Source organism: Lentilactobacillus kisonensis DSM 19906 = JCM 15041, from assembly GCF_001434135.1.
Lineage (GTDB): Bacteria > Bacillota > Bacilli > Lactobacillales > Lactobacillaceae > Lentilactobacillus > Lentilactobacillus kisonensis.
The window spans coordinates 61,975-82,829 of record NZ_AZEB01000011.1 but is presented as its reverse complement, the minus strand read 5'-3'; the positions used below and the strand labels follow the sequence as shown (position 1 = coordinate 82,829).

Here is a 20,855-nt window from a genome sequence, read left to right as displayed (position 1 = left end):
GTTGTCGACGGTTCGAGCCCGCCTGCCGGAGCTTTGTCATGAAGTGCTAACTCAGTTGTTAGCACTTTTGTGTACAAAGTAATGCCGACTTAGCTCAGTTGGTAGAGCATCGGTATCGTAAACCGAGGGTCACAGGTTCGACTCCTGCAGTCGGCATTTTGGTTCACAAGAGAAGAAATAGGAGCGTTGCTAAGTGTTGATATAGCAGCGTTCCTATTTTTTTGTCTTGTGAAAAAACGTTAAAAAACACTAGATTTGAAACAAAGTGTGCACACTTGGTACACACTCCATATTGGATAACTCAATTTATGGCCGTTTTTTGGCTAATTGGTATAGGTGAATTATCGAATAAATTATCAAGTAAATCCTCAATTTGATTATCAGTTTGGGCTTTATATTCTTCAATTAAATAAGCATAAACTCTAATCGTGGTAGAAACATCGGCGTGGCCTAATCGTTTTGAAATAGCATATATATCCATGTGATTAGCCAGCAAATATGCCACGTGAGAGTGTCTAAGACTGTGGAAGTGAAAGCCACATCTATTTATACCAAGTGACTTTAAAACAGTTCTAAGTGCCTTATTTACGGCTGTTGACGATGGAATAGTACCATATTGATCAGTGAACACCATTTGGCTATCGTTTTGCTTTAACTCACGTAAAATATTTAAAAGCTGTTGATCCACTCGAATTGTGCGGTTAGAACTTTTAGTTTTGGTTTCCTTAAATCCACCACCTTCATGATAGTTCCAGGCTTTATTAATTGAGATCGTTTTAAAGTTGAAGTTAATATCATCCCATGTCAGAGCCATTATTTCGCCCAACCGAGCACCGGTAAGCAACACAATTAAAATCATATCTTTACTAGTAAAATGTCGATTATGATTTTTAGTTAAAAACCGGATGATCATTTTTATATCATTAATATTTAAACATTCTACTTGCTCGCCTTTATTCTTGTTGAACACCAATTGAACTTAGTAAGTAAAGTCTTTGATAATTAAATCATCAAGAATAGTGTTCTTAAGGTATGGCTAGAACGGATGAACACCCTAATTTGGACGTTTAATATCAATAATCATTTTGCAGTGACTGCATTTTATAGGTTTTATACCAATAGTCAAAGTATTCAGCAAAAGTCATTTGTTTAAGTGAAAGAGCTAAGCGGTTATTCACATCCACAATGGCTTGCAATGCATATAACTGTGCATCCTGTTTTGTTCTAAAGCCACTTTTATTTTTAGTATATTGCCTGTCATTAATATCTTTATATGAATATCGAACTTGATATAATTTGCCTTGTTTATTGATACTTACCATAAAGGAATCTGATACTGATTTAGCTTAATGTAACCCTTATACAACAATTGTGCCGAAACAGGGGATAGAAGCATAAAAAGGATCCTGAAACGCTTAAAAGCATCAGTATTTTCTTCAAAATAAGGTCTTCTCAATATTTTCATTTGTTGATGCCAAACAAAGTTTTACTATGATGGCGTTTTGCATAAACAAAATGATCATATAGCCCTAGCAAAATACATAGAATTACAATTGATAACTGCCAGTGTTCAACCATCCATAAACCAAAGTCATAAATGATTGCAAATAATAGAAGAGTCCAAACCCACTTTGTTAGAAACTTGTAGGTTAAATGAAAAATAGCCAAAAAAATTAAAGTAACGATTAATAGCATTTACCTCACCCCTTCAAATAGATATCTAATTCCAGCTTTAGCGCTAGTAATAGCCTACTTTTCTTTGTGATGTTTTTGATATCTGAACAATCACCATTATCGTTTTCGTAGTGCTAAATTTTATGTAAAAGCAGTTATCACCAATCCACGTTATCTTGGTAAGTATTACGGTCACTTCATTACCAACGATTTTGCTGTGAAAGTGTGGACCTGGTATGTGTATTTTGTAAATCTCTAATTCGGGAATATTATAATCGTTACCATAACCACTTTTGTAACGTTGAAGCTTATACAGAACGGCGCTTGATTAATCTAAGTCAGTTCGATAGATAATTTCTATCAACCATTTGGTCGTAATAAAGGGGGCACTTTACACTATTGACAGAACAAAAACCCACTACAAGCCAGTATTATTCTTCGCGAGCTCTGGATCTTTAGAAGCTAATCTGGAGAATTTCTGAACGGCTAACCCTATTATATGCAATTTATTCCTTAGAAGGCATAAATAATGGCAGCGTCGTAGGTATCCACCCCAAAACATCCAAGTTAAGTAATCTTGATAGTGAGTTAAAATTATCAAAATCAATAATTGGACTATTACATTTAATGGGTACTGGTATATATAGAAATTTGCGTATAAAATGCAATCACATCAGGAAATAATAAACGTTATTTTTAAAAATCTACTTGTGGTATACCAAATAATTTGGTATCCTGTATAGGTAATCTAAAGCTAAGGAGATTTTTAAAATGAAGAATATTTTATTGGTTTGTGAAGATGGTATTTCAAGTAATTTCTTAGTTAAATCTGCCAAGTTATTTATTGAGAATTACCAAGCAGAGATTAACTTAATTCCTAGCGATTTTGAAAATGCGGGTAAGCACTTGGATGAAGGGGTGGATCTTGTTTTAATTGCACCCCAAGCAACGTATCATGAGAAAGAACTTAAGATGATTGGTGACAGAGCCCGCCTAATGACGATTCCTGACGAAGTATATGGTTGGGCAAATGGCGAAAAGCTTGTTAAATTTATTTTGAATCAATTTAACGAAGCAAAGGCTGTTTAATGAACGTTGATGATTTAAATCAACTATCGATGCAAATACTTACTGATGCTGGTAATGCAAAAAAGATTCTCAGTAAAGCTGTCGACAATATTTCAATATCTACATATGATAAGGAACAAATAGGCACACAATTTGCCCAAGCACATGAATGGCTGGTTAAGGGCCACAATGAGCAAAATAAAGTAGTTAAGTATGTAGATAGTCTCCAGTACTCCGTGTTGTTTACTCATGCTCAGGACACTTTAACGAATACGGAAACGATGTACTTTTTGTTGAAAAAATTACTACCACTAATAATGAGCAAAAAATGATTCATCCTAATTGAATGATGTGAAAATAATGCCCAGTAAGAAATGGTTAATGTTGATACCTTGAGGTCATTGAATTACCTTCCGTTCTGGAATATAATAGTTCTTATGATTTTTATTTTTGAAGCTTTAAAGAGCTATTAATAATAAATAATCTAATCCCAGCAGTAGATATTAAAAATGGATTAGATTTATTTTTTGGAGGGTATTACATGCAACAACATGATCAAACAGACCAAGAGAGACGCGCGGATGACTCGTTCTTTGGCCAACCACGTGGACTGTCGACACTGTTCTTCACTGAAATGTGGGAACGATTCAGTTACTACGGGATGCGTGCCATTCTTCTTTACTACATGTACTTTAGTGTTACTAAGGGTGGATTAGGCTTCGATCAGTCATTAGCCGCATCTATCATGGCAATCTATGGATCACTTGTTTACTTGACGTCAGTGATTGGTGGGTTTGTAAGTGATCGAATTCTCGGTAGTCGAAGAACTGTGTTTTATGGCGGTGTCTTGATTATGCTTGGACATATAGCACTTTCACTGCCAATGGGATCCCCAGCGTTATTTGCCTCGATTGTACTAATCACGGTTGGTACTGGTTTATTAAAGCCCAATATCTCAGAAATGGTTGGTGGCCTATATACTGAATACGATAATCGCCGTGATTCAGGATTTACAATCTTTGTTTTCGGTATTAACTTAGGTTCATTCATAGCACCGTTACTTGTTAGCTGGCTTGGATTTAACGTTAATTTCCATCTTGGGTTCTCATTGGCTGCTATTGGAATGTTCTTCGGACTTCTCCAATATATTCGCGGCGGTAAAAAGCATTTACCAAGCTCAAGCCTTTATCCAAGTGACCCTTTGGAACCAAGTGATGCTAAAAAGTTATCTATTCAGATAGGCTTGGGGATTGTTATCTTTGGGCTTGTGCTGTTATTGATGCAGGTGATGGGCAGTTTATCACTCACTTCATTTATTAGTCTGTTGAGTTTGATTGCCATTGCAACACCAATCGTTTACTTTATCATTATTATTTCTAGTAAGAAGATATCTGACACAGAACGATCACGAGTCATTGCTTACATTCCGTTATTCATTGCTGCAGCGATCTTTTGGGCAATTGAAGAGCAGGGATCGGTTGTTCTGGCACTGTTTGCTGAAAATCAAACTAATAATAATTTGTTTGGTGTCTTCAACATTCCTGCTGGTTGGTATCAGTCATTAAATCCGTTATTTATCATGCTGTATACGCCGTTCTTTGCTTGGTTATGGATTAAGCTTGGTAAAAAACAGCCAAGTTCACCATCTAAATTCTCGTTAGGGCTCGGGATTGCCGGCTTATCATACCTTTTCATGGCTGTTCCGGTCATGCTCTTTGGTTCATCGGTCAAGATTAGTCCACTTTGGTTGCTTGGAAGCTGGGCGATTGTTGAAGTTGCTGAATTGTTGATTTCACCAATTGGGCTTTCAGTTACTACCAAGTTAGCTCCTAAGGCCTTTGAGTCACAGATGATGAGTATGTGGTTCCTAGCCGATTCAGCTGGGCAGGCGGTTAACTCACAAATTGTTAAATACTATACGCCCGACAATGAAGTTAATTACTTTATGATTGTTGGCTTAGTAGCAATTGTTGCTGGGGTCATCCTCATCTTCTTAGTTAAACCAATTAAACGGTTAATGGAAGGCGTCAACTAATTCTGATTAATCAAAAAGTGTTATCCTATTTTTGGATAGCATTTTTTATTATGGGAGAAAAAATATGCTAAAAATAGCTGCGTCAAGTGATAATCATTTAGATATTAACAAGGTTGACGTGAACCAAGTCATTGATCAGCAAGCGCGTTATTTGATCGATCAACAGGTGGATTATTATCTAATTGCTGGTGATTTATTTAATGATTTTAATAAGGCTCTCGAATATGTACAAAATTTGCAAGAAAAAGCAGTTAATACCAACGTTTTGTTTATTGCTGGAAACCATGATATGATTCGAAACGTCACTTATGAGCAATTAGAAATGGGAAATTGGCCAGGTTACATCAATAATAGGTTCGTTGATCTTCCCAACACTAATATACGAATTATCGGGATCAATGGCTGGTATGACTACTCATTTGCAACTAATGTTGATAAACCAGAATCGGCATTTTATCACTGGAAGAAGACTTTTTGGATAGATAGCCAAATTAAGCAGCCTATGAGCGATATTGAGCGGGAGGATATCGTTATTGCAGAACTCGAAAAACAGCTCATAGCGGCCCAAAAATTGGCAAAGAGGGTCATTGTTGTGACCCACTTCGTTCCTAACCGGAAATTTATTAGGTACACTAATGATTTTCGTTTCTGGAATATGGCAAATGCAATGATGGGGAGTGTCCGGTTTCAGGCATTAATTGAAAAATACGCAGTTAATTCAGTTGTCTTTGGTCACATTCACAATCGGTATGATCCCGTCAAAATTGGGCAAACTTGGTACTATAATGGGGCGGTTGGTTACCATAATCATCACCACAATGAGTGGCAAAGTACCGATTTTATGACTGAATGGCGGCATCAACTCAAATTTATTCAAATAATTTGAACATTGAGCTTGACGATATGCAAAAAATTCTGTATTATAATACTCGTTGGTTTGATAGGAAACCTCGTTTTGGAGGGGTAGCGAAGTCTGGCTAAACGCGGCGGACTGTAAATCCGCTCCTTCGGGTTCGGTGGTTCGAATCCACTCCCCTCCATTTTATTTTTGGGCTATAGCCAAGAGGTAAGGCAACGGGTTTTGATCCCGTGATGCGCTGGTTCGAACCCAGCTAGCCCAATCGTTACGCCTTTCGTCGCTTCATCAAGTTTAGTTACTTGGTATGGCGACTTTTTTTGTGGCTAAAATTATTGTTGATTGGTTCTAATATCACTGATTGTTCCTAAAATGGTATTCATTTTTGAGTGAGTTACAAATCATCGTGTGGATGCTGCAATTGATTTATCTTAGAATTCTGAGTATTCTACTAGCTTGGCATTGCCTTGTTTAATCCTTGATGTGTGGATTTCGTGGATGAACGGTCAACTTCTCCTTGAATAGCTTTGAAAAATACTCTAGATTCGGATGAAATGGTTACATTAGGTAGCTTCTTATGAAGGATTTTAGTGTAATCAACGACAATTATGCTCTGTCTAAACTTCGGTCAAAGAATTCCAGCAGGGACATAAATTTGTCCGAATTATGGTGCTCACGTAATGGTAAATGATTCTAAGAAAAAGTTGAAAATAGATAAGCTACTTAGCTATTGTTTAACGATAGCTATTTTAATTTCATAAGAAAACATGGTAACCCCCCGGAACTGAAGAGAATTCAATTCCGAGGGGTTAGTTCAATTCCTTTTTAGGACGATTATTTTCTAAACTATTTCAAAAAGTCGTTATAGTTAGTCATCGAATCTAACCAAGAATTTTAAGCTGATTTAGTTCAATAGTCATGACAAATCTGAAGACATCAGCTCGTCGCGTGTTAATGATGAATAACGATGGTAGTGGACCATTTAGAAACCGGCTGTAAAATTAGTTGCTAGATTAACCTGTCCATTTGACCGTTCAAGCCTCGACAAAGGTATCCACAATCTTTTCAAATGATCGAATAAGTTTAATACGTGTCGATGGTGGCAATAGTTGTAACTTTTTTGCCAGCAGTCTGGTCTCCAGATTGGCTGAATCTGATTGGTTAACTTCAAATGGGGTTTTAATAAGCAGTTCTGGGATGGTTGCATCCAATGCTTTTGCAATTGCCGCAAGACTTTTTAAACTGATATTTTGATCATCCAGTCGCTCCATTTTTGATATGTAATTTACCGAAAGATTACTAAGCTCTGCTAATTTTTCTTGGGTGATCCCAAGGGCTTTTCGTTTTTGTTGAATTATTTTACCGACATTAATATCACTCATATAATCACAGTCCTTTGATGTTTCTTTAGTACGGACACTAAAGGATTAATGATTATTATATAAGTTAATATAGTAATTATTTTTAACTAGCATTATAATAATAGTAGAATCAATTTATTATTAGCAAAGCATGCAACGGGTTGTTTTAGAACTAACTGACTAAATTATTTTATTGTGGGGTATTTATGATTATGAAAAGAAAACTATTATTAAGTTCGTTGTCACTACCAGTCGCTTTGATGGCGTTTGGCAATATCAATGCGGGGGCAAGAGCAGTTAATGTCAAGGTTAATCCACTTTATACCAATTCCAAGACGATTCAAGGAAAGACGTTAAGCAATGCCCAGGTTAAGTTAACCCGGTACAAGAAGACTTACGGTGCGGGAACCGTGAAGAAAAATGGGCAATTTAAATTTAAGCTAAAGAATAAATTACACGCTAACTTCCATTATCGACTGACCGTTTCTAAAAATGGTAAGGCCAAAAAAGTGGTCATGGTGAAGGTTAATAAAAAGTCCGTCAAGAAGACGACTAGCGACTACCAAAAACAGATTGATAGTTTATCAGCTCAAGTGGATAAACTTCAGAATGAATTGGCAACTTTACAAAATACAACCAGTACGTCAACAACTAGTATTGATAATACAAACAAAATCAACGATCTAAATGGTCAGATTAACAGTTTGAAGAACCAAATTGCTGGTTTGTCTAACGTGACGATTTCAGGTGGTAATTCGACTCCTTCCAATAACAATAATAATGGGCCGGTAATTGACCCAGCAACTGCTAAGAAGATCGAGAAATTGCAAGGGCAATTGAAGGATGTTAATGATCAGATTGCTGCAACCAGTAAGCAGTTGCAAGATGTAGGATCACAAACGCAAAACTTGAATTCTCAAATGCAAAACTTATTTAAACAAAAGACCAGTATTTTTAATGACCTTCAGAATATGAATGCCATTTTATCAATTTATACAGACGATCCAGATGGGTCACATGCCAAATCCACAATGGTTGTTTACGAAGGTCAATTACAGGCAGCTCAAGACGCTGCTTCTAAAGATTCTCAGAATAAGGAGCTTGCCTATCAAGTAACTGTTATGCAACAAAAAATTGATGACTGGAAGAAACATACAGAAGATCTCCAAAATGCTATTAAAACGATTAATGGGGATCCGCAAGCATACAAAGATCAGATAACTGAAAAGCAGCAATCTGAAAGTAGTATTCAAGATCAAATAAATGATCTTCAGAGCCAGATTACAACGTTAAATAGCACAGCTGGAAAACTCCAACCTACGCTAAATAATTTGTACGCGCAGCAAGAGACTATTTTAGACCAAATTAATGCACTGCAAGATAGTATGCAGTAAAAAATGAAAAGGGTTTGATTGTGATTAACCTATTGAATTAAGCAATCATTTTTCCAATTCATGGAGGGGCACAATTGGAACTGAAAAGCAAATGTCCGGTTTGTGGGGAACTTGTCTCTGTAAAGGATCGATTTTGTTCCCACTGTGGCGCAAAATTACAACAAAGGGAACTAACCCCTAATAGCACTGAAGAAAATGCCCATACGAAATAAACTAAACCTTCGGACAACATTAAGATTCATTCCACTAATCCGTTCCCACCAAAGAAACACCCACACAAATATCTAGGAGCAATAATTGCATTTGTCGTTATTGCTCTTCTTGGTCTGTGGATAACCAAACCGTGGGTTCCCAAAGGGTTAAAGTCTCCCGATAGCGTAATGGCATGGGTCTACGATCATGCTCATAACAAAATTGACCTGTTAGCCGGTTATTCCGGCCTTGATTCGGCAATGAGGGCCGCTGGCGAAGGTGAAGGCGGCACGTCAAATGATGTCAAAATCTATTTAATGAAAAATAGTAAGAGTCAAAATTATGTTTTCAAATTAAAACACCATTACATCTATTTGATTAAGATTTCAAATGGTGATTCATATTACGAAGCCGGGGTTGGCGTTAAGAAAGATCAAAATGGCAACGTGTATAACCATCAACTCAGCAAATCTGAAATGGATCAAGTTGATCTTAATGCGGAGGAGGACTATTGGTGGACGAGGGATGGTTTTGATGATTTCGGTAGCGACTAAGCCTTTTTGAAAATGATAGCTAATTTGGGATGGCATAATGTTAATCAAACAATAATTACTAAGGAGCGATCGTCTTTTGAACAATAGTGAGGAATCAACTAAAACAATGTTCTGTCCCAACTGTGGACAAAAGATACCGGCCAACGTTCAATTTTGTCCTAATTGTGGGGCGGACTTGACGGCCGGTTTAGAGCAAAAACAAGCGCCAGCATCTCAACAAGCCGTTGATCTTAATCCTAAAACAACGGTAACGCCTCATACTCAGACTCAACCGGGTCATCAAAATGCGACACAACAAGGCGCAACGCATCAAACTCACATTCGTGATAGCCATAATAGTAAGGCCCCATTAGATAAATTTGCCCTAACTGGCGTCATTGTGGGGTCGATCTCGTTGTTCATAAGTTCGATGGGGGTTTTTGGGCTCATTGCGGTCATTCTTTCAATTATCGCTTTGACCCATCATCTTGAAGGCACGAATAAGGTGATTGCGATTATTGGGCTGGTATCGGGAATTATTAATTTGATTTGGGCGCTTATGCTGGTGGTTTACGGATATTAAGCCAGGAATTTTCTTGTTAGGAGAATTAAACAATTGGAAAAACAGAAATATTGTGTTCACTGTGGTCAACAAATCGCATTTTCTGCGAAATATTGTCCCAATTGTGGTTATGAACAGCCACAATTTAAAGCCCGAGCAGAGTCGAATCCAAATGTGGAAGCTCCACTAGAGCAAAAGTCGGGTGAACAAGCATTGGGCGATCAGGAAACAGGTGAGCCGGTTCAAGCGGATCAACCAAAAGAAAATATACCACCGCAATCTGTTCAACAACCAAACGTTGCAAATAGCAATCAGATAGACCCTAAGGACTTTGGCAATTGCTTAAACCTAGATAATTTGAATGCTTACCGTCGACAGTTGGGGTATCCAAGGACGGATAATATCTGCGTTTATGGATATTTCTTTAGTACTGGCGCGATTGTTCTTTTGGGGCCGATTGGTGCCTTGACCAGTAAATATTACATGATTAGCTTTGAGAAAGATGGCATTTTATTTTTGGGAATTGGGATGACGCAACATTTTAACGGCCAAAATTCATTCGTTAATTTTTCGGACATTTCGTCAATTAAGTTTACTAATGTCGGGATGAACTATCATTTGGACGTCAAATCACCAAAGGGAGAGATTAAAGCTAAAATCGGCAAATTAATTCTAGGTCATTCCTGGCAAGGTGAAAATGGTAAAAAACTTTACGAGATGTATGGTCAAAAGTAGTCTAAAGATAGGGATTGGAAATCTAAATGGGGGATTACATAAATGAAAAAATGGCAGTTGGGATTAGGGCTCGTTACGTTATCATTTGGATTAGGATTGGCACTTAATCCTTCAAGTAACACACATGCAGCAACTTGGCACAATGGCGTTCCACGGTTTTTAAGGGGGACTTGGAAAAACGCTTATAATGGTTTTCATTTTTATTAACACTCATATGTTGCTTGGAATCGCAAGATAGGCTACGTTCCAACAGCATATTCCCGAACGCACGTTAAATACAAAGTCATGGGCAAATATCGATATGAGTTGCGTTATTTTGACCTTCGAAACGAAAATTCGAATACGCGTGGTTGGTACACGCTTGGGCCAATTCAGTACGTTAATCACAACAAAATAAAAATTGGTAGTTATTTATATCGTTACTAGTTAATGTTAAGGGGGATTCTGTATTGAAAAAGCTGAACCTTTTAGTAGGGACCTTGGTTTTGGGATTGGGAATCACGCTTGCGTGTCAGTCACCAGCTGCTGCAGCTAAAGTTTACGATAACCATGCGCCAGCAGTTCTGCGCCATAATTGGGTATCACCCCTTTACCGGACACCAAAAAGCCAAAGGGATGCCAGAAACTATTACTGGTACCGAAATCTGTATGTCACGAATACCCAGTTCCACCTTGAAGACTTTATGTTAAGTAAGAATCGAACTGCTAGCTACAATAGTGGCCCCTATGGTGCGTTTAAGGGGTACTATAATTTGGCGTATGAAAAGCTTTCCTCACGTCATTATCTTGTTGAGGGATCGATGCAACCATCCGGAACAAAGAAAGTTACTGAATATGGTATTGCACTTTCTCACAATTATCGGACATTAAAGTTATACGACTTTAATCATTTGAAAGTTATCAAAGATACGGTTTATCCGGGAAAGGCTCATTATGTCGGTAAATTTCATCGGGGGACGGCTCATTATCAACAAATGATGCCGTAAGAGTAATTTTGATTTAGGGATCAGTCTTGATAACTATCAATCAGTTTTTTAGGGTTAATTTATGTAGAATCAATGTTTCAAATTTTTTGAAATAGGCTTTCGCACCAGTCTTTAAACAGCTAACAAAAAGATTTAAATTATGAGGAGAATTCGAATGAAAGTAAAAACATTAATTGCAACGGCATTACTAACAGTTGGGTCATTTTCTGTAGTGACATTTTCTCTGAACACACCTGGAGGACTAAGCAGTTCCTCAGTTGTTTATGCTTCTTCTACGAAAAAGATACGTGGTCACCGAATTTCGAAACCAAGATTGGTATTTAAATACTCGTCTATTATTCAGAATGCGACCTTTGATCCGACCAAAGGTGTTCGGTATTACTATACGTCCCCAGATAAAGTGAAAATTTCATATAAAAGTCATGTTGATTCGAGTAAACCTGGAAAATATGCGGTTATTTACCATGTAAAAGATAAGGCTGGTTACAATTTTCACGTGACTCATTATGTTACCGTTCGTGGTCTTCAGCTCAAAAAAGTTTATAACCCAAATGAAGTAGGTGATGGGGCTTACAAAGTGTCACCTGTGGGCACCTCATTTAAACTGACGGCGATGTTTAACATAAAAAAAGCAAAGTCAAAGGGAATTAGCTGGACGTCATCGAATCCGCAAGTTGCTTCGGTTTCTTCTGATGGCAAAGTAACGCCACAAACTGACGGGGTTACGATGATAACCACTAAGTTTGGTGATAAGACCATCAGTACACCTGTTCTCGTGAGTGAAGGTTCCAATATCAATGTGACAAATTCTGACGACATTTGGAGTCAAATTGATTATAACGACGAAGATGGCATTACTTATAAACAAACGAATACGCTACAACAGGTTATTACAGGTCTATGGTTCACAAATGGTGAGAAATTCATCTATTCTCAAGGACAATATAAAACACCAGATGAGCAAGCTAAGCAAACCAGTGACATAGATGATAATTTCTATTCAATTAATAACTATGGTGGCTATCGGTACGAAGACACATTTTTAAAAACGGGGGATCACGTTATTTTACAGACCCAAGATGAGCTAGGTGAGAGTCATCTTTATATTGGTAAATATAATGAATAGGTTCTACTCTTAATACTGCGACCACTGAGTTAGGAATTGCTAATTACTGTTTTAAATAATGTTTTTAAAAACAAAAAGCATCCCTCTTTCAAGGGGTGTATACATAAATTCTTATTGAGATTTTAGGCTTTCGTTATGCTTTTGAACTATAACTGAAAATATAACACCATTATCAAATAATCTTTATGGTACAATTAAATAAAAGTTAAGATTTTATTATATTTGGAGGGTATGTGTATGGATTCACAACATTCTGATGGTGGGGAGGTTCTTTTGTTCTGCCCAAATTGTGGTACTAAGATAAAGCCAACCGATGAGTTTTGTCCTAATTGTGGATTTAATTTGGCAGCTTACAGGCAGGGCGACATTCAGAAAATGGCTTCCGCAAGTGGCAAATCAAAACAAAAAAAGGGATTTAGCCGCACTAAAAAGAAGCAGCGTACCAAGCAACAAAAGCGTCGAAACCTTTTATTGACGGCAGGTGTTGTTGCTTTAGTTTTGATTGTGGGAACGATTGTGTATGGCGAGCATTACTATTCAAAAGCTAGTACGTTGAGCAGAATTGTTAAAGCGACCAAAAATAACCAAGCAGATTTGCATACGTACTTTGCTACGAATGATCCAACTTTAAAGATCAATAACACCACTTTACAACCTCTAGTGAAATATTTACGCGACCAGCCAGAGACTTTGGCTTCCTTTAAATCACAAATGGGCACGGTCGGTAAATTTGATAACAATCGTTTAGTCTACAAACAAAGTGGACGTAAATTCCTAATTTTTCCAGAATACAAGGTTCAGGTGAAACCAATCTATGTGTCACTAACGGTTAATAAGAAGAATGCTAAGCTTAAACAGGATGATAAGTTGATTGCAACATCTAACTCAACTCGATTTACCAAGAAAATTGGGCCGCTCGTTTCTGGAAGTTATGATTTAGCCAGCTCAGCTAATATTAACGGGCATGAACTATCCAATAATAATACGTATCATTTAAATAGTAATAACCAGCAAATTCCACTTACCCTCAAGACGGTTTCATTCAATGTTCACGGTCCGCAGGAAACTGAAGTGGTTATTAATTCTAAGAATCAAGGAAAGATTGGCGTTAGTGGGGTCATGGCATTCAAAGATTTTCCGTGGACGGAAGAAATCAAAGTGCAGGGAATCTATCAAAATGGCAAGAAGTCGATTTCATCCCAGACTCGAGTGATTAGTGACCAAAATAGCAATACGGATGTCACCCTTCCATTCAAAGGATTAGTTAGTTACGATGACGCCGATACGTTATTAAATAATGTCTGTGATGCTGCTACTGAATTAAGCAATGGCGGGGATACCGATGACGCTACCGATGATGATGGGGATGATTTGTCTTCGTTTTTCGTTGACGGCGAGTCTGATCCCAATTATCTCGGGTTTGTCAAAATGGGTAAGGGTTATTACAACGATGATGATATTGACGGCACTGAAATTAAGGCCACTGTTGATTCTATTAAGTTGAGCTCTGACAACAGCAGTGACGTTACCTATGATTTGAAGTATGAATTTGATACGGGCAACCATTATCACGTTCAAGTTTTCCGATATACTGCTAATCTTGTAAAGAACGACGATGATAGCGATCAGCCGTTACAAATTAGTTCAATCTCATCCGGGATTCAAAAGATTAGTGATTACGATAAAGACTACTAAGAGCTAGTAGATGGAGGATGACTAATGGATAATGAATTTAAATTTTGTCCCCAGTGCGGGGCGAAGGTTAAAGCTAGCGCAAAGTTCTGCCCTAAATGCGGTCATCGCTTTGTGGAGATGACAACGAACCAGTCAGATGATCAGAGTCACACTGATCTGCCACACGGCTCCCGCAAAAAAGATAATGATGGCAATCAATTTTTTAAACATCGAAACTGGATTATTGGTAGCATTCTGGCGGTTGTGTTGATCATTGTGACCATCGCTATTGCCAGCTCAATTATTACTAAGCAGCAGGTTCAAGCAAGAAAAGAAGCGATGATTCAATCTTCGCAGCTCAAAGAAAGTATTAAGAAGAAAAAGCAGGCCAAAATCGATGCAACCGAGAAAGAGTTATCCCATAGTGCTGTGGACGTTGTGACGGATATGATTCAAAATGATTGGGATTTAGATGCGGAGTGTGATAGTGTCACGTTAACATCCAGTTACGGTGGTAATCAATATGGTGGTTATGCTGATGTTTCAGATGATGATGGTGATCACACAACGGTTGACGTCACCGTAACCGATGTAAAGTATAATGATCGGATTTCTGTAGAAATTGACGGTGATGGTCATGATCAATTAAATAATACATTCAATACGTATGATGACGATGATTATTATTAAATCTGTTTGGAGGCTGCAATATGCTGCGTGAAGTATACCGGATATGCCCAAAGTGTGGTACCAGTAATGACGTTAGTGCCAATTTTTGTCTAAAATGTGGTAACAAACTGACTACCGCTAATGAGAAGCCGTTGATAAAGCATGGTGGCAGGTTTAGCACAGTTCTTGACCAGTTAGACCTGACTGACAAAGAACGCACGCTAACGACCGGAATATTGATTACTAAGGACAACATTCCGGTTGGAAACCAATTCGAGGATACTGTGTACGCTGAGGCAACCGTCAAAGTTTCCCAAGGCATTCAGCTAGGATTTGAAAGGTTGGCTAAACACTTGTACAGTACCTTAGTTAGTCTGGAATTTGGTGGTGTTGCCAATCTAACGATTAATTCATCTTTTGTGCCTGAAGCTGATGGAACAACGATGTATTTAGTGGCATATGGAGATGGCTTCAAGAAAATTGATCAGCATAATTAGTCGTAACTCGAAACTGATGAAACTGGGAATGGGTGTTTATCTCCCAGAATTTAACAGAAAAATGCAATCATTCCTGGGCTGGAATGATTGCATTTTTTGTGTTAAATGGCAGGAATCTGCCGTTTGTCGGAGCTTTGTTTAATATAAGAGCGGTGATCAAAGTTATCATTACAAACGAAAAAATGATTAATGTCCTAGCCTCACCAGTTCTGGGTTTGAAACTACTTATTAATTGTAAAAAATGATTAATTTAAAATAATTGTCTGAAATGGTGTCTATCTAATTATTATCTGTGGTTACCCTTCAGATGGACTATTCACCGAAATAGTCACTTCCATCACATAATGGCGAATATGTTCATGAGCATAACTCAAGGCTTCATTGAAGTAATCGAACAGGTCGTCGATTGAGCCGGTCAATTTGGTGGCGTAATGCATCCCTTCAGGATTGAGGCCCTTGTCTTCGGCCATGTTAACAATCTTTTCGATATCCTTCATATAATCGGCATCACCAAATGCATAGAATGAATATTTGCAGGCAACGGGGATGTTTGGCAATTCGTGTTCAAACTTGATGGGGGTGATTTCCTCGTTCAAGTAGTGGTCGGCGTCAGTATCCCCAGGACACCCCTTAGAAAAAGTTAATTCGTATACGGTGTGAACTGATTCGGTGTAGGCCAATTGGCAAGCGGCTTTGACAATGTTCACGACATTTTCCTGTCTGCCACGATACGTTGTGCTAAACAAATCTGTTTTTTGCCAAACGGGTAATTTTAATGCATCTAATTGGTGAATTGCATTGGTGATGATGCCGGCAAAATTATCACTCATCGGGTAGATACTTAATTTACAGCCGGTGACGTCAACTGAGCCATCAATGTTACAATCAATATTCATGTTAATTCCTCCAATTTAAGATCGTTTTGTTTCAAAAATCCGGGCCCGCACAAATAGTCGATTAATCAAGCTAACAAGGCCAACTGAGAAAATCAGGTTTGAGCATAATCTCGTAATAAACAATGTAAGCATCATAGAGAGCTTTAGTTTGATATAGCCGTGAATAAACAGAGCTGATCCAAAGGTAACGATCGTTGATAGGACGGCCGCTAGTAGAAGTGAACGGACGTCAAACCGCTTGTACTTGAAACTGGCAAAGCCTAATTCACTTCCTAATCCCTGGAAGAAGCCGGCAAATAAGGCGGTGATTCCAAACTGGCCACCCATGCCACTTTCTAAGAACGCACCCAAAATTTCACTAATCAGTGATGATCCGGGTAATCTAACCACCATAAACGCGATGGGACCACCCATACACCAGAGTCCAAATAAACCTTCTCCAACAAACGGGCCCAGCCCAAGTGGGGAGAGGATGCCGTAGACTAGTGTATAGAGCCAGTCAGAAAAAACAAAAATAAAGCCAAATAATACGGAAATAATCGCAATCGTGATGATATCACGTAAATGCCATTTCTCTAATACCTTCAACAGAAAAACCTCCTAATAAATAAGTGAGCAGAACAAAGTGGTTAGGAGTCGGAGCATAAGTCTTCTCGGGTGGAAATTCATGGTTCTGGAATTTTTACCCGAGTTGATTATGTGCAGGTTGTTGCTCTGCACATCTGTCCTAACAAAAAGGCCTCCAATCCAGTTAGAATTGGGGGGCCATCAAATTAAGAGCACAATAATATTATAGAGCATTAATCAATATTAGTGGGTTAATGATGAAGAAATCCCTTCGCTGATGTTAATCAGATCAGGTTCAATGGGTATGATCTCAGCACAATGGCACCCCAATTCTATTTAATAAGATTACAAGGTTCCAAGTACGTTGTCAATCATCTTTACCCTTAGGACAACTGCACAAAACAGAAATTTCCATATAAGCACCTCAACCAAAAAGTCCAAAATCGAGAATTTCTGATGGAAGAGACTTATATGCCAACGACTGTAAAACACCCAGCCTATTTGACAGTTTCTAACTAATTTGTTCCGTTCAATTGATTGGATTGAGTGTTCATTATTTAAGCCTTTAAGCGAAAATTGTCATTGCAATTTTTTGTTTATTCAGCTATTGTCAATTCGTTAGGACAGCGTAAAACTTTAGGAGGATAAATATGAAAATTGGGTTTATTGGCGTCGGTGCGATGGCGCAAGCAATTATTCAGGGATTACTTAAGGCAAAGTTAGTTCCTGCCGAAAATGTTTTAATTCATAGTGCCCATCAAAGGCATTATGAGGATTATGCAAATGAGTATGGCTTAACGGCAAAGGACACGAATTTAGCCGTTACTGAAGCAAGCGACTTGATTGTTTTAGCGGTGGTTCCAAGCGTTGCCAAAAAAGTGTTGGCCGAGATCCGATCAGGGCTTTCCGACAATAAGGTGTTGATCTCCATTGTTTCGGGAATTTCACTCGAGCGACTGGCGGAACTCACTGATTATAATTTACCGATTTTACGGAGTTTGCCAAATATCAATTCTGAGTTTGGTCAGGGAATGACTGCGGTAGTGGCTAATGAAAACTTGACCGGTGAGCAAAAGGATCAAGCGCTATCAGTGTTTGAAGCGACTAGTGAAATTAGTGAGTTAGCTGAAGACCTATTTCCAGCATTTAGTGCAATTTCTGGTAGTGCAGTGGCTTATATTGATTTCTTTATTGATGCGTTGAGCCGGGCAGGGGTTAAATACGGATTGAGTAAGGCGGCGGCGACAAAAATTGCTGCGCAAACCACCTTTGGTTCTGCTGATGCATTGATGAAATCAGGCCAGACACCGGCCGAAATGATTGATAAGGTATGCTCCCCAGGTGGAGACACGATTGCCGGGATTTTAGCAATGGAAAATGCAGGCTTTTTAAGTTCAGTGGTTAAGGGGATTGATGCGACAATTAAAAAGTCAACGGGAAAGTAAGCGGTCAAAGTGCTTATGCGCTAGTTGCTACTTGGCTCCGTATGCTTTCACTTTGTTAACAAGAAACCGAGATTCTCTGGTTATAAGATTTTTATCAAAGGTGCTTATGTGCAAATTCCTGCTTAGCGTTTAACATGTTCCGCGTTGGTGCTTGGAACAGTGAATTCTAGGATTTGACTTTTTCAGATGGCACTTGAAAAAGAATTTCTTACTTTACCGGATTAGTCCCAATTCACCTCTGCTACTAATGAAATTGAGAATTACTTAATCCATTTAGCTAGAAATTATCCGGATAAACTCGTTTGACAGTGATCTAGACCTCATAGATTTAAATTAGTATGTTAAAATGAGGTATTAAGACCAAAGGAGTTGGTAATGGTGGGTTTGCCAATTTATATTCAGATTCATAATGATATAAAGCGAAAAATCGAAGCCGATAAATGGAAAATTGGTGACCGAATCCCCTCTGAACGTGAACTGTCTACGGAGTTTGGCGTTAGTCGGATGACTTTGCGACAAGCCATTCAGACTCTTGTTGATGAAGGAATTTTGGAACGACGGGTTGGTTCTGGCACGTTTGTTGCTAATCAAAAAGTTCAGGAAAAAATGTCTGGGGTTACTGGCTTTACAGACCTAATGCTAGCTCAAGGTAAGAAGCCGTCTAGCAAAACAATTTCATATCATACGATGGAACCATCTCTAAGTGAAATGGAAAAGTTGCATATTACGCAGGATCAGCCAGTTTTGCGGATGGAACGGATTCGTTACGGGGATGAAGTGCCGATTTGTTTTGAAGTCGCAACAGTTCCCGAAAACATCGTGGCGGGATTGGAGAAATCTGAAGTTACCAGTTCGTTGTATCGAACGTTAGAGCAAAAAAAGGACTTGCAAATTGGTAAAGCCCAGCAAACCGTCTCAGCAATGTTAGCTTCTGAACGAATTGCGGAGTATTTAAACATTAAACGTGGTGAGGCAATTTTACGATTGCGGCAAATTACATATTTACAGGATGGCCGCCCGTTTGAATACGTCCGAACGCAATACGTTGGCGATCGGTTTGAGTTTTATTTGGAAAAAGAATGAGTGCGACAAAGCCCGGGTTGATCCCGGAGCATAAAGGAAGTGCAGCAAGGATGAATGTTTTTTGTTCATCATTGCTGCACTTCCTTTATGTGGTAGGGATCAGGGCTTCCGGATCACGTTACCACTGTGTAGCTGGATTTAGTAGGTGGTGTCTTTATATAGTTAGCGGCAGTTGCTTTTTGCACGTTTCCACTAGTGGAGAATAAATACTTTTTATTCATGTTGCCTTTAAGTGGTAAAGATCAGGCTGGCGGGATATATATTACATTGAGTAGCCCTAAAAATCCTCATTTGGAGTTTTTAGGGCTATTCGAGAGATTAAGCACGTAATGGTTGCCGACACTATTCTAATTGATTTACTAAAACGAAAAACCAGTGTTAGGACGATAAAATTAGTGGTAAGGTGCTTTGCTAAATGCGAGTCGGCGTAATAAATCGGTTACGTAGCTTAACAGTCCCGCTATGAGGATGAAGAATAACCACGAGGTCCAATTATGGTAGCCGCCAATCAATCGAAGGGCAACTAAATAGATGATAAAATAGCTTCCGTAAAAATAGCGTTGCTTGGCTTTGATTAGACTGGATACATAAGCCAACGCAAGAATTCCGAGGAGGCCGAATGGAAAGTTGGTCAACAACGGCTTTTGTTGTACTAAGTTAGTTATAAAGGGTACTAAAATAGCTGCGATGACGACGATAATAACTGCTTGAATTAAGTTGTTTCGTTTCATAGAATTACTTCCCAGTTAACGATTTTGAATAACGTTGCTTAATGATTTTTAACAGGTATTTTGGCAGAACGAGTAATCTACCAATTCGAGCAGGCTCTTTGACCACACGATACAGCCACTCCAAGTGTATCTTTTGCCAAGTGATTGGGGCCCGTTTGACGGTTCCGGTAATAACATCAAATGAACCGCCGATTCCCATCCAGAGCGCGTTACTGGCGTCACGGTTTTTTTTAATAAACGCCTCTTGCTTGGGATATCCGGTGGCCACAAACACCATGTCTGGACTCGTACGCCGGATATCATTGACGATTTGGTTGTCATCGTCAAAGTAACCATCGTGAGTTCCTGCAATGGTAAGATGGGGATAACGGTTACGGACAATCTCTTGGAGCTTTTGAATCACCTGTGGTTTGGCACCGACGAAGTACGCCGACTTGTGTTGTTGGTCTCCCCATTTCAAAAGGCTTTCGAAGAGATCGTAGCCGGTGATTCGTTCTTCAACAGGGGTTTCCAATAGTTTGGCGCCGATCACAATCCCAATTCCGTCAGCGACAATGAAGTCAGCTGTTTTGATTAGGTTGGCATAGTCAGGATGTTCATGGGCGTACATAACGATCTCGGGGTTAGCGGTCACGACAAAGGTGTTCTGCTGGTCATTAATTCTTTTGTAGAGAATTTGTTCAAAAGCCGTCTGGCTGGTATTAATAAATGGGATTCCTAAAATTGATACAGTTTGATGGTTCGCTTGTGTGGTCATAATGGCTCCTTAAA

General features: G+C 38.7%; 24 protein-coding genes, 3 tRNA genes, 1 pseudogene and 1 riboswitch. Of the genes and pseudogenes, 20 read left to right on the top strand and 8 right to left on the bottom strand.

Annotated elements, in window-relative coordinates; translation table 11 throughout:
* Nucleotides 1-83 precede the first annotated feature (83 nt).
* A tRNA-Thr gene (locus FC98_RS07410) sits at nt 84-156 on the top strand.
* Nucleotides 157-301: 145 nt separating this feature from the next.
* Here the strand turns inward: FC98_RS07410 and FC98_RS07405 are convergent.
* From FC98_RS07405 to FC98_RS07395, 3 genes are all read right to left on the bottom strand, one after another.
* Nucleotides 302-970: a site-specific integrase gene (locus FC98_RS07405; RefSeq protein ID WP_054655445.1), complete on the bottom strand. Its 669-nt coding sequence runs from the start codon at nt 968-970 to the stop codon at nt 302-304.
* 103 nt (nt 971-1,073) lie between these two features.
* Entirely contained in the window at nt 1,074-1,322 is a 249-nt protein-coding gene (locus FC98_RS15175) for an Arm DNA-binding domain-containing protein (RefSeq protein ID WP_008857022.1), read from the bottom strand.
* A gap of 139 nt (nt 1,323-1,461) precedes the next feature.
* Entirely contained in the window at nt 1,462-1,695 is a 234-nt protein-coding gene (locus tag FC98_RS07395) for a hypothetical protein (protein WP_008857020.1), read from the bottom strand.
* Between the two features lie 750 nt (nt 1,696-2,445).
* On the opposite strand from FC98_RS07395, the gene FC98_RS07390 reads away from it, so the two are divergent.
* The 6 genes from FC98_RS07390 to FC98_RS07365 all read left to right on the top strand — a co-directional run bounded on the left by FC98_RS07390 (nt 2,446) and on the right by FC98_RS07365 (nt 5,898).
* Nucleotides 2,446-2,763, top strand: a complete 318-nt coding sequence (locus tag FC98_RS07390; RefSeq protein WP_008857019.1) for a PTS sugar transporter subunit IIB — start codon at nt 2,446-2,448, stop codon at nt 2,761-2,763.
* Complete coding sequence (locus tag FC98_RS07385; RefSeq protein ID WP_056949389.1) at nt 2,763-3,074, top strand: PTS lactose/cellobiose transporter subunit IIA; 312 nt, start codon at nt 2,763-2,765, stop codon at nt 3,072-3,074. The genes FC98_RS07390 and FC98_RS07385 overlap by 1 nt, the downstream gene beginning before the upstream one ends.
* Nucleotides 3,075-3,283: 209 nt before the next feature.
* Nucleotides 3,284-4,777 carry a peptide MFS transporter gene (locus FC98_RS07380; RefSeq protein WP_056949387.1) on the top strand — a complete coding sequence of 498 codons (1,494 nt, stop codon included), beginning with the start codon at nt 3,284-3,286 and terminating at the stop codon, nt 4,775-4,777.
* A 64-nt stretch (nt 4,778-4,841) separates the two neighbouring features.
* Nucleotides 4,842-5,663: a metallophosphoesterase gene (locus tag FC98_RS07375; RefSeq protein ID WP_054655441.1), complete on the top strand. Its 822-nt coding sequence runs from the start codon at nt 4,842-4,844 to the stop codon at nt 5,661-5,663.
* A gap of 71 nt (nt 5,664-5,734) precedes the next feature.
* Nucleotides 5,735-5,817: transfer RNA gene (locus tag FC98_RS07370), tRNA-Tyr, on the top strand.
* A 9-nt stretch (nt 5,818-5,826) separates the two neighbouring features.
* Nucleotides 5,827-5,898, top strand: a tRNA-Gln gene (locus FC98_RS07365).
* Between the two features lie 769 nt (nt 5,899-6,667).
* Here FC98_RS07365 and FC98_RS07360 read toward each other — a convergent pair.
* Nucleotides 6,668-7,015: a helix-turn-helix domain-containing protein gene (locus FC98_RS07360; protein ID WP_008857014.1), complete on the bottom strand. Its 348-nt coding sequence runs from the start codon at nt 7,013-7,015 to the stop codon at nt 6,668-6,670.
* A 191-nt stretch (nt 7,016-7,206) separates the two neighbouring features.
* On the opposite strand from FC98_RS07360, the gene FC98_RS07355 reads away from it, so the two are divergent.
* The 11 genes and pseudogenes from FC98_RS07355 (at nt 7,207) to FC98_RS07315 (ending at nt 15,362) form a co-directional block, all read left to right on the top strand.
* Nucleotides 7,207-8,388: a hypothetical protein gene (locus FC98_RS07355; protein ID WP_056949385.1), complete on the top strand. Its 1,182-nt coding sequence runs from the start codon at nt 7,207-7,209 to the stop codon at nt 8,386-8,388.
* A 74-nt stretch (nt 8,389-8,462) separates the two neighbouring features.
* The gene (locus FC98_RS15400) at nt 8,463-8,600 is read left to right on the top strand and encodes a zinc ribbon domain-containing protein (protein WP_162254959.1); all 138 of its coding nucleotides are present in this window, start codon (nt 8,463-8,465) and stop codon (nt 8,598-8,600) included.
* 168 nt (nt 8,601-8,768) lie between these two features.
* Nucleotides 8,769-9,134 carry a hypothetical protein gene (locus FC98_RS07350; protein ID WP_008857011.1) on the top strand — a complete coding sequence of 122 codons (366 nt, stop codon included), beginning with the start codon at nt 8,769-8,771 and terminating at the stop codon, nt 9,132-9,134.
* A 106-nt stretch (nt 9,135-9,240) separates the two neighbouring features.
* A pseudogene (locus tag FC98_RS15170) lies at nt 9,241-9,360 on the top strand (zinc-ribbon domain-containing protein); the annotation flags it as partial.
* Nucleotides 9,361-9,729: 369 nt separating this feature from the next.
* Nucleotides 9,730-10,410, top strand: coding sequence for a zinc ribbon domain-containing protein (locus FC98_RS07340; protein ID WP_008857009.1), 681 nt, complete (start codon nt 9,730-9,732; stop codon nt 10,408-10,410).
* A gap of 42 nt (nt 10,411-10,452) precedes the next feature.
* Nucleotides 10,453-10,617 carry a hypothetical protein gene (locus FC98_RS14680; protein WP_008857008.1) on the top strand — a complete coding sequence of 55 codons (165 nt, stop codon included), beginning with the start codon at nt 10,453-10,455 and terminating at the stop codon, nt 10,615-10,617.
* A gap of 242 nt (nt 10,618-10,859) precedes the next feature.
* On the top strand, nt 10,860-11,396 hold the full coding sequence (locus FC98_RS07335) for a hypothetical protein (protein WP_054655431.1): 537 nt from the start codon (nt 10,860-10,862) through the stop codon (nt 11,394-11,396).
* A gap of 154 nt (nt 11,397-11,550) precedes the next feature.
* A complete protein-coding gene (locus tag FC98_RS07330; RefSeq protein WP_008857005.1) occupies nt 11,551-12,522 on the top strand; it encodes an Ig-like domain-containing protein in 972 nt (323 codons plus the stop codon).
* 237 nt (nt 12,523-12,759) lie between these two features.
* Complete coding sequence (locus tag FC98_RS07325; protein ID WP_056949384.1) at nt 12,760-14,217, top strand: zinc ribbon domain-containing protein; 1,458 nt, start codon at nt 12,760-12,762, stop codon at nt 14,215-14,217.
* Between the two features lie 24 nt (nt 14,218-14,241).
* Nucleotides 14,242-14,886 carry a zinc-ribbon domain-containing protein gene (locus FC98_RS07320; RefSeq protein WP_056949383.1) on the top strand — a complete coding sequence of 215 codons (645 nt, stop codon included), beginning with the start codon at nt 14,242-14,244 and terminating at the stop codon, nt 14,884-14,886.
* Between the two features lie 20 nt (nt 14,887-14,906).
* Complete coding sequence (locus FC98_RS07315; RefSeq protein WP_008857002.1) at nt 14,907-15,362, top strand: zinc ribbon domain-containing protein; 456 nt, start codon at nt 14,907-14,909, stop codon at nt 15,360-15,362.
* A 296-nt stretch (nt 15,363-15,658) separates the two neighbouring features.
* Here the strand turns inward: FC98_RS07315 and FC98_RS07310 are convergent, their stop codons facing one another.
* Together FC98_RS07310 and FC98_RS07305 are read right to left on the bottom strand one after the other, a co-directional pair.
* On the bottom strand, nt 15,659-16,258 hold the full coding sequence (locus FC98_RS07310; RefSeq protein ID WP_056949382.1) for a YkoF family thiamine/hydroxymethylpyrimidine-binding protein: 600 nt from the start codon (nt 16,256-16,258) through the stop codon (nt 15,659-15,661).
* 15 nt (nt 16,259-16,273) lie between these two features.
* The gene (locus tag FC98_RS07305; RefSeq protein WP_008855227.1) at nt 16,274-16,846 is read right to left on the bottom strand and encodes an ECF transporter S component; all 573 of its coding nucleotides are present in this window, start codon (nt 16,844-16,846) and stop codon (nt 16,274-16,276) included.
* Between the two features lie 228 nt (nt 16,847-17,074).
* Nucleotides 17,075-17,164: riboswitch (TPP riboswitch) on the bottom strand.
* A 311-nt stretch (nt 17,165-17,475) separates the two neighbouring features.
* Here FC98_RS07305 and proC point away from each other — a divergent pair.
* Together proC and FC98_RS07295 are read left to right on the top strand one after the other, a co-directional pair.
* Nucleotides 17,476-18,270, top strand: a complete 795-nt coding sequence (gene proC, locus FC98_RS07300; protein WP_056949381.1) for a pyrroline-5-carboxylate reductase — start codon at nt 17,476-17,478, stop codon at nt 18,268-18,270.
* Nucleotides 18,271-18,648: 378 nt separating this feature from the next.
* Nucleotides 18,649-19,353 (top strand): GntR family transcriptional regulator, encoded by a 705-nt coding sequence (locus FC98_RS07295; protein WP_040470535.1) that lies wholly within the window; start codon nt 18,649-18,651, stop codon nt 19,351-19,353.
* 392 nt (nt 19,354-19,745) lie between these two features.
* On the opposite strand, the gene FC98_RS07290 is transcribed toward FC98_RS07295, so the two are convergent.
* Both FC98_RS07290 and FC98_RS07285 read right to left on the bottom strand, forming a co-directional pair.
* A complete protein-coding gene (locus tag FC98_RS07290; protein ID WP_008855223.1) occupies nt 19,746-20,084 on the bottom strand; it encodes a hypothetical protein in 339 nt (112 codons plus the stop codon).
* Between the two features lie 4 nt (nt 20,085-20,088).
* Entirely contained in the window at nt 20,089-20,841 is a 753-nt protein-coding gene (locus FC98_RS07285; protein ID WP_008855222.1) for a WecB/TagA/CpsF family glycosyltransferase, read from the bottom strand.
* Nucleotides 20,842-20,855: the final 14 nt, after the last annotated feature.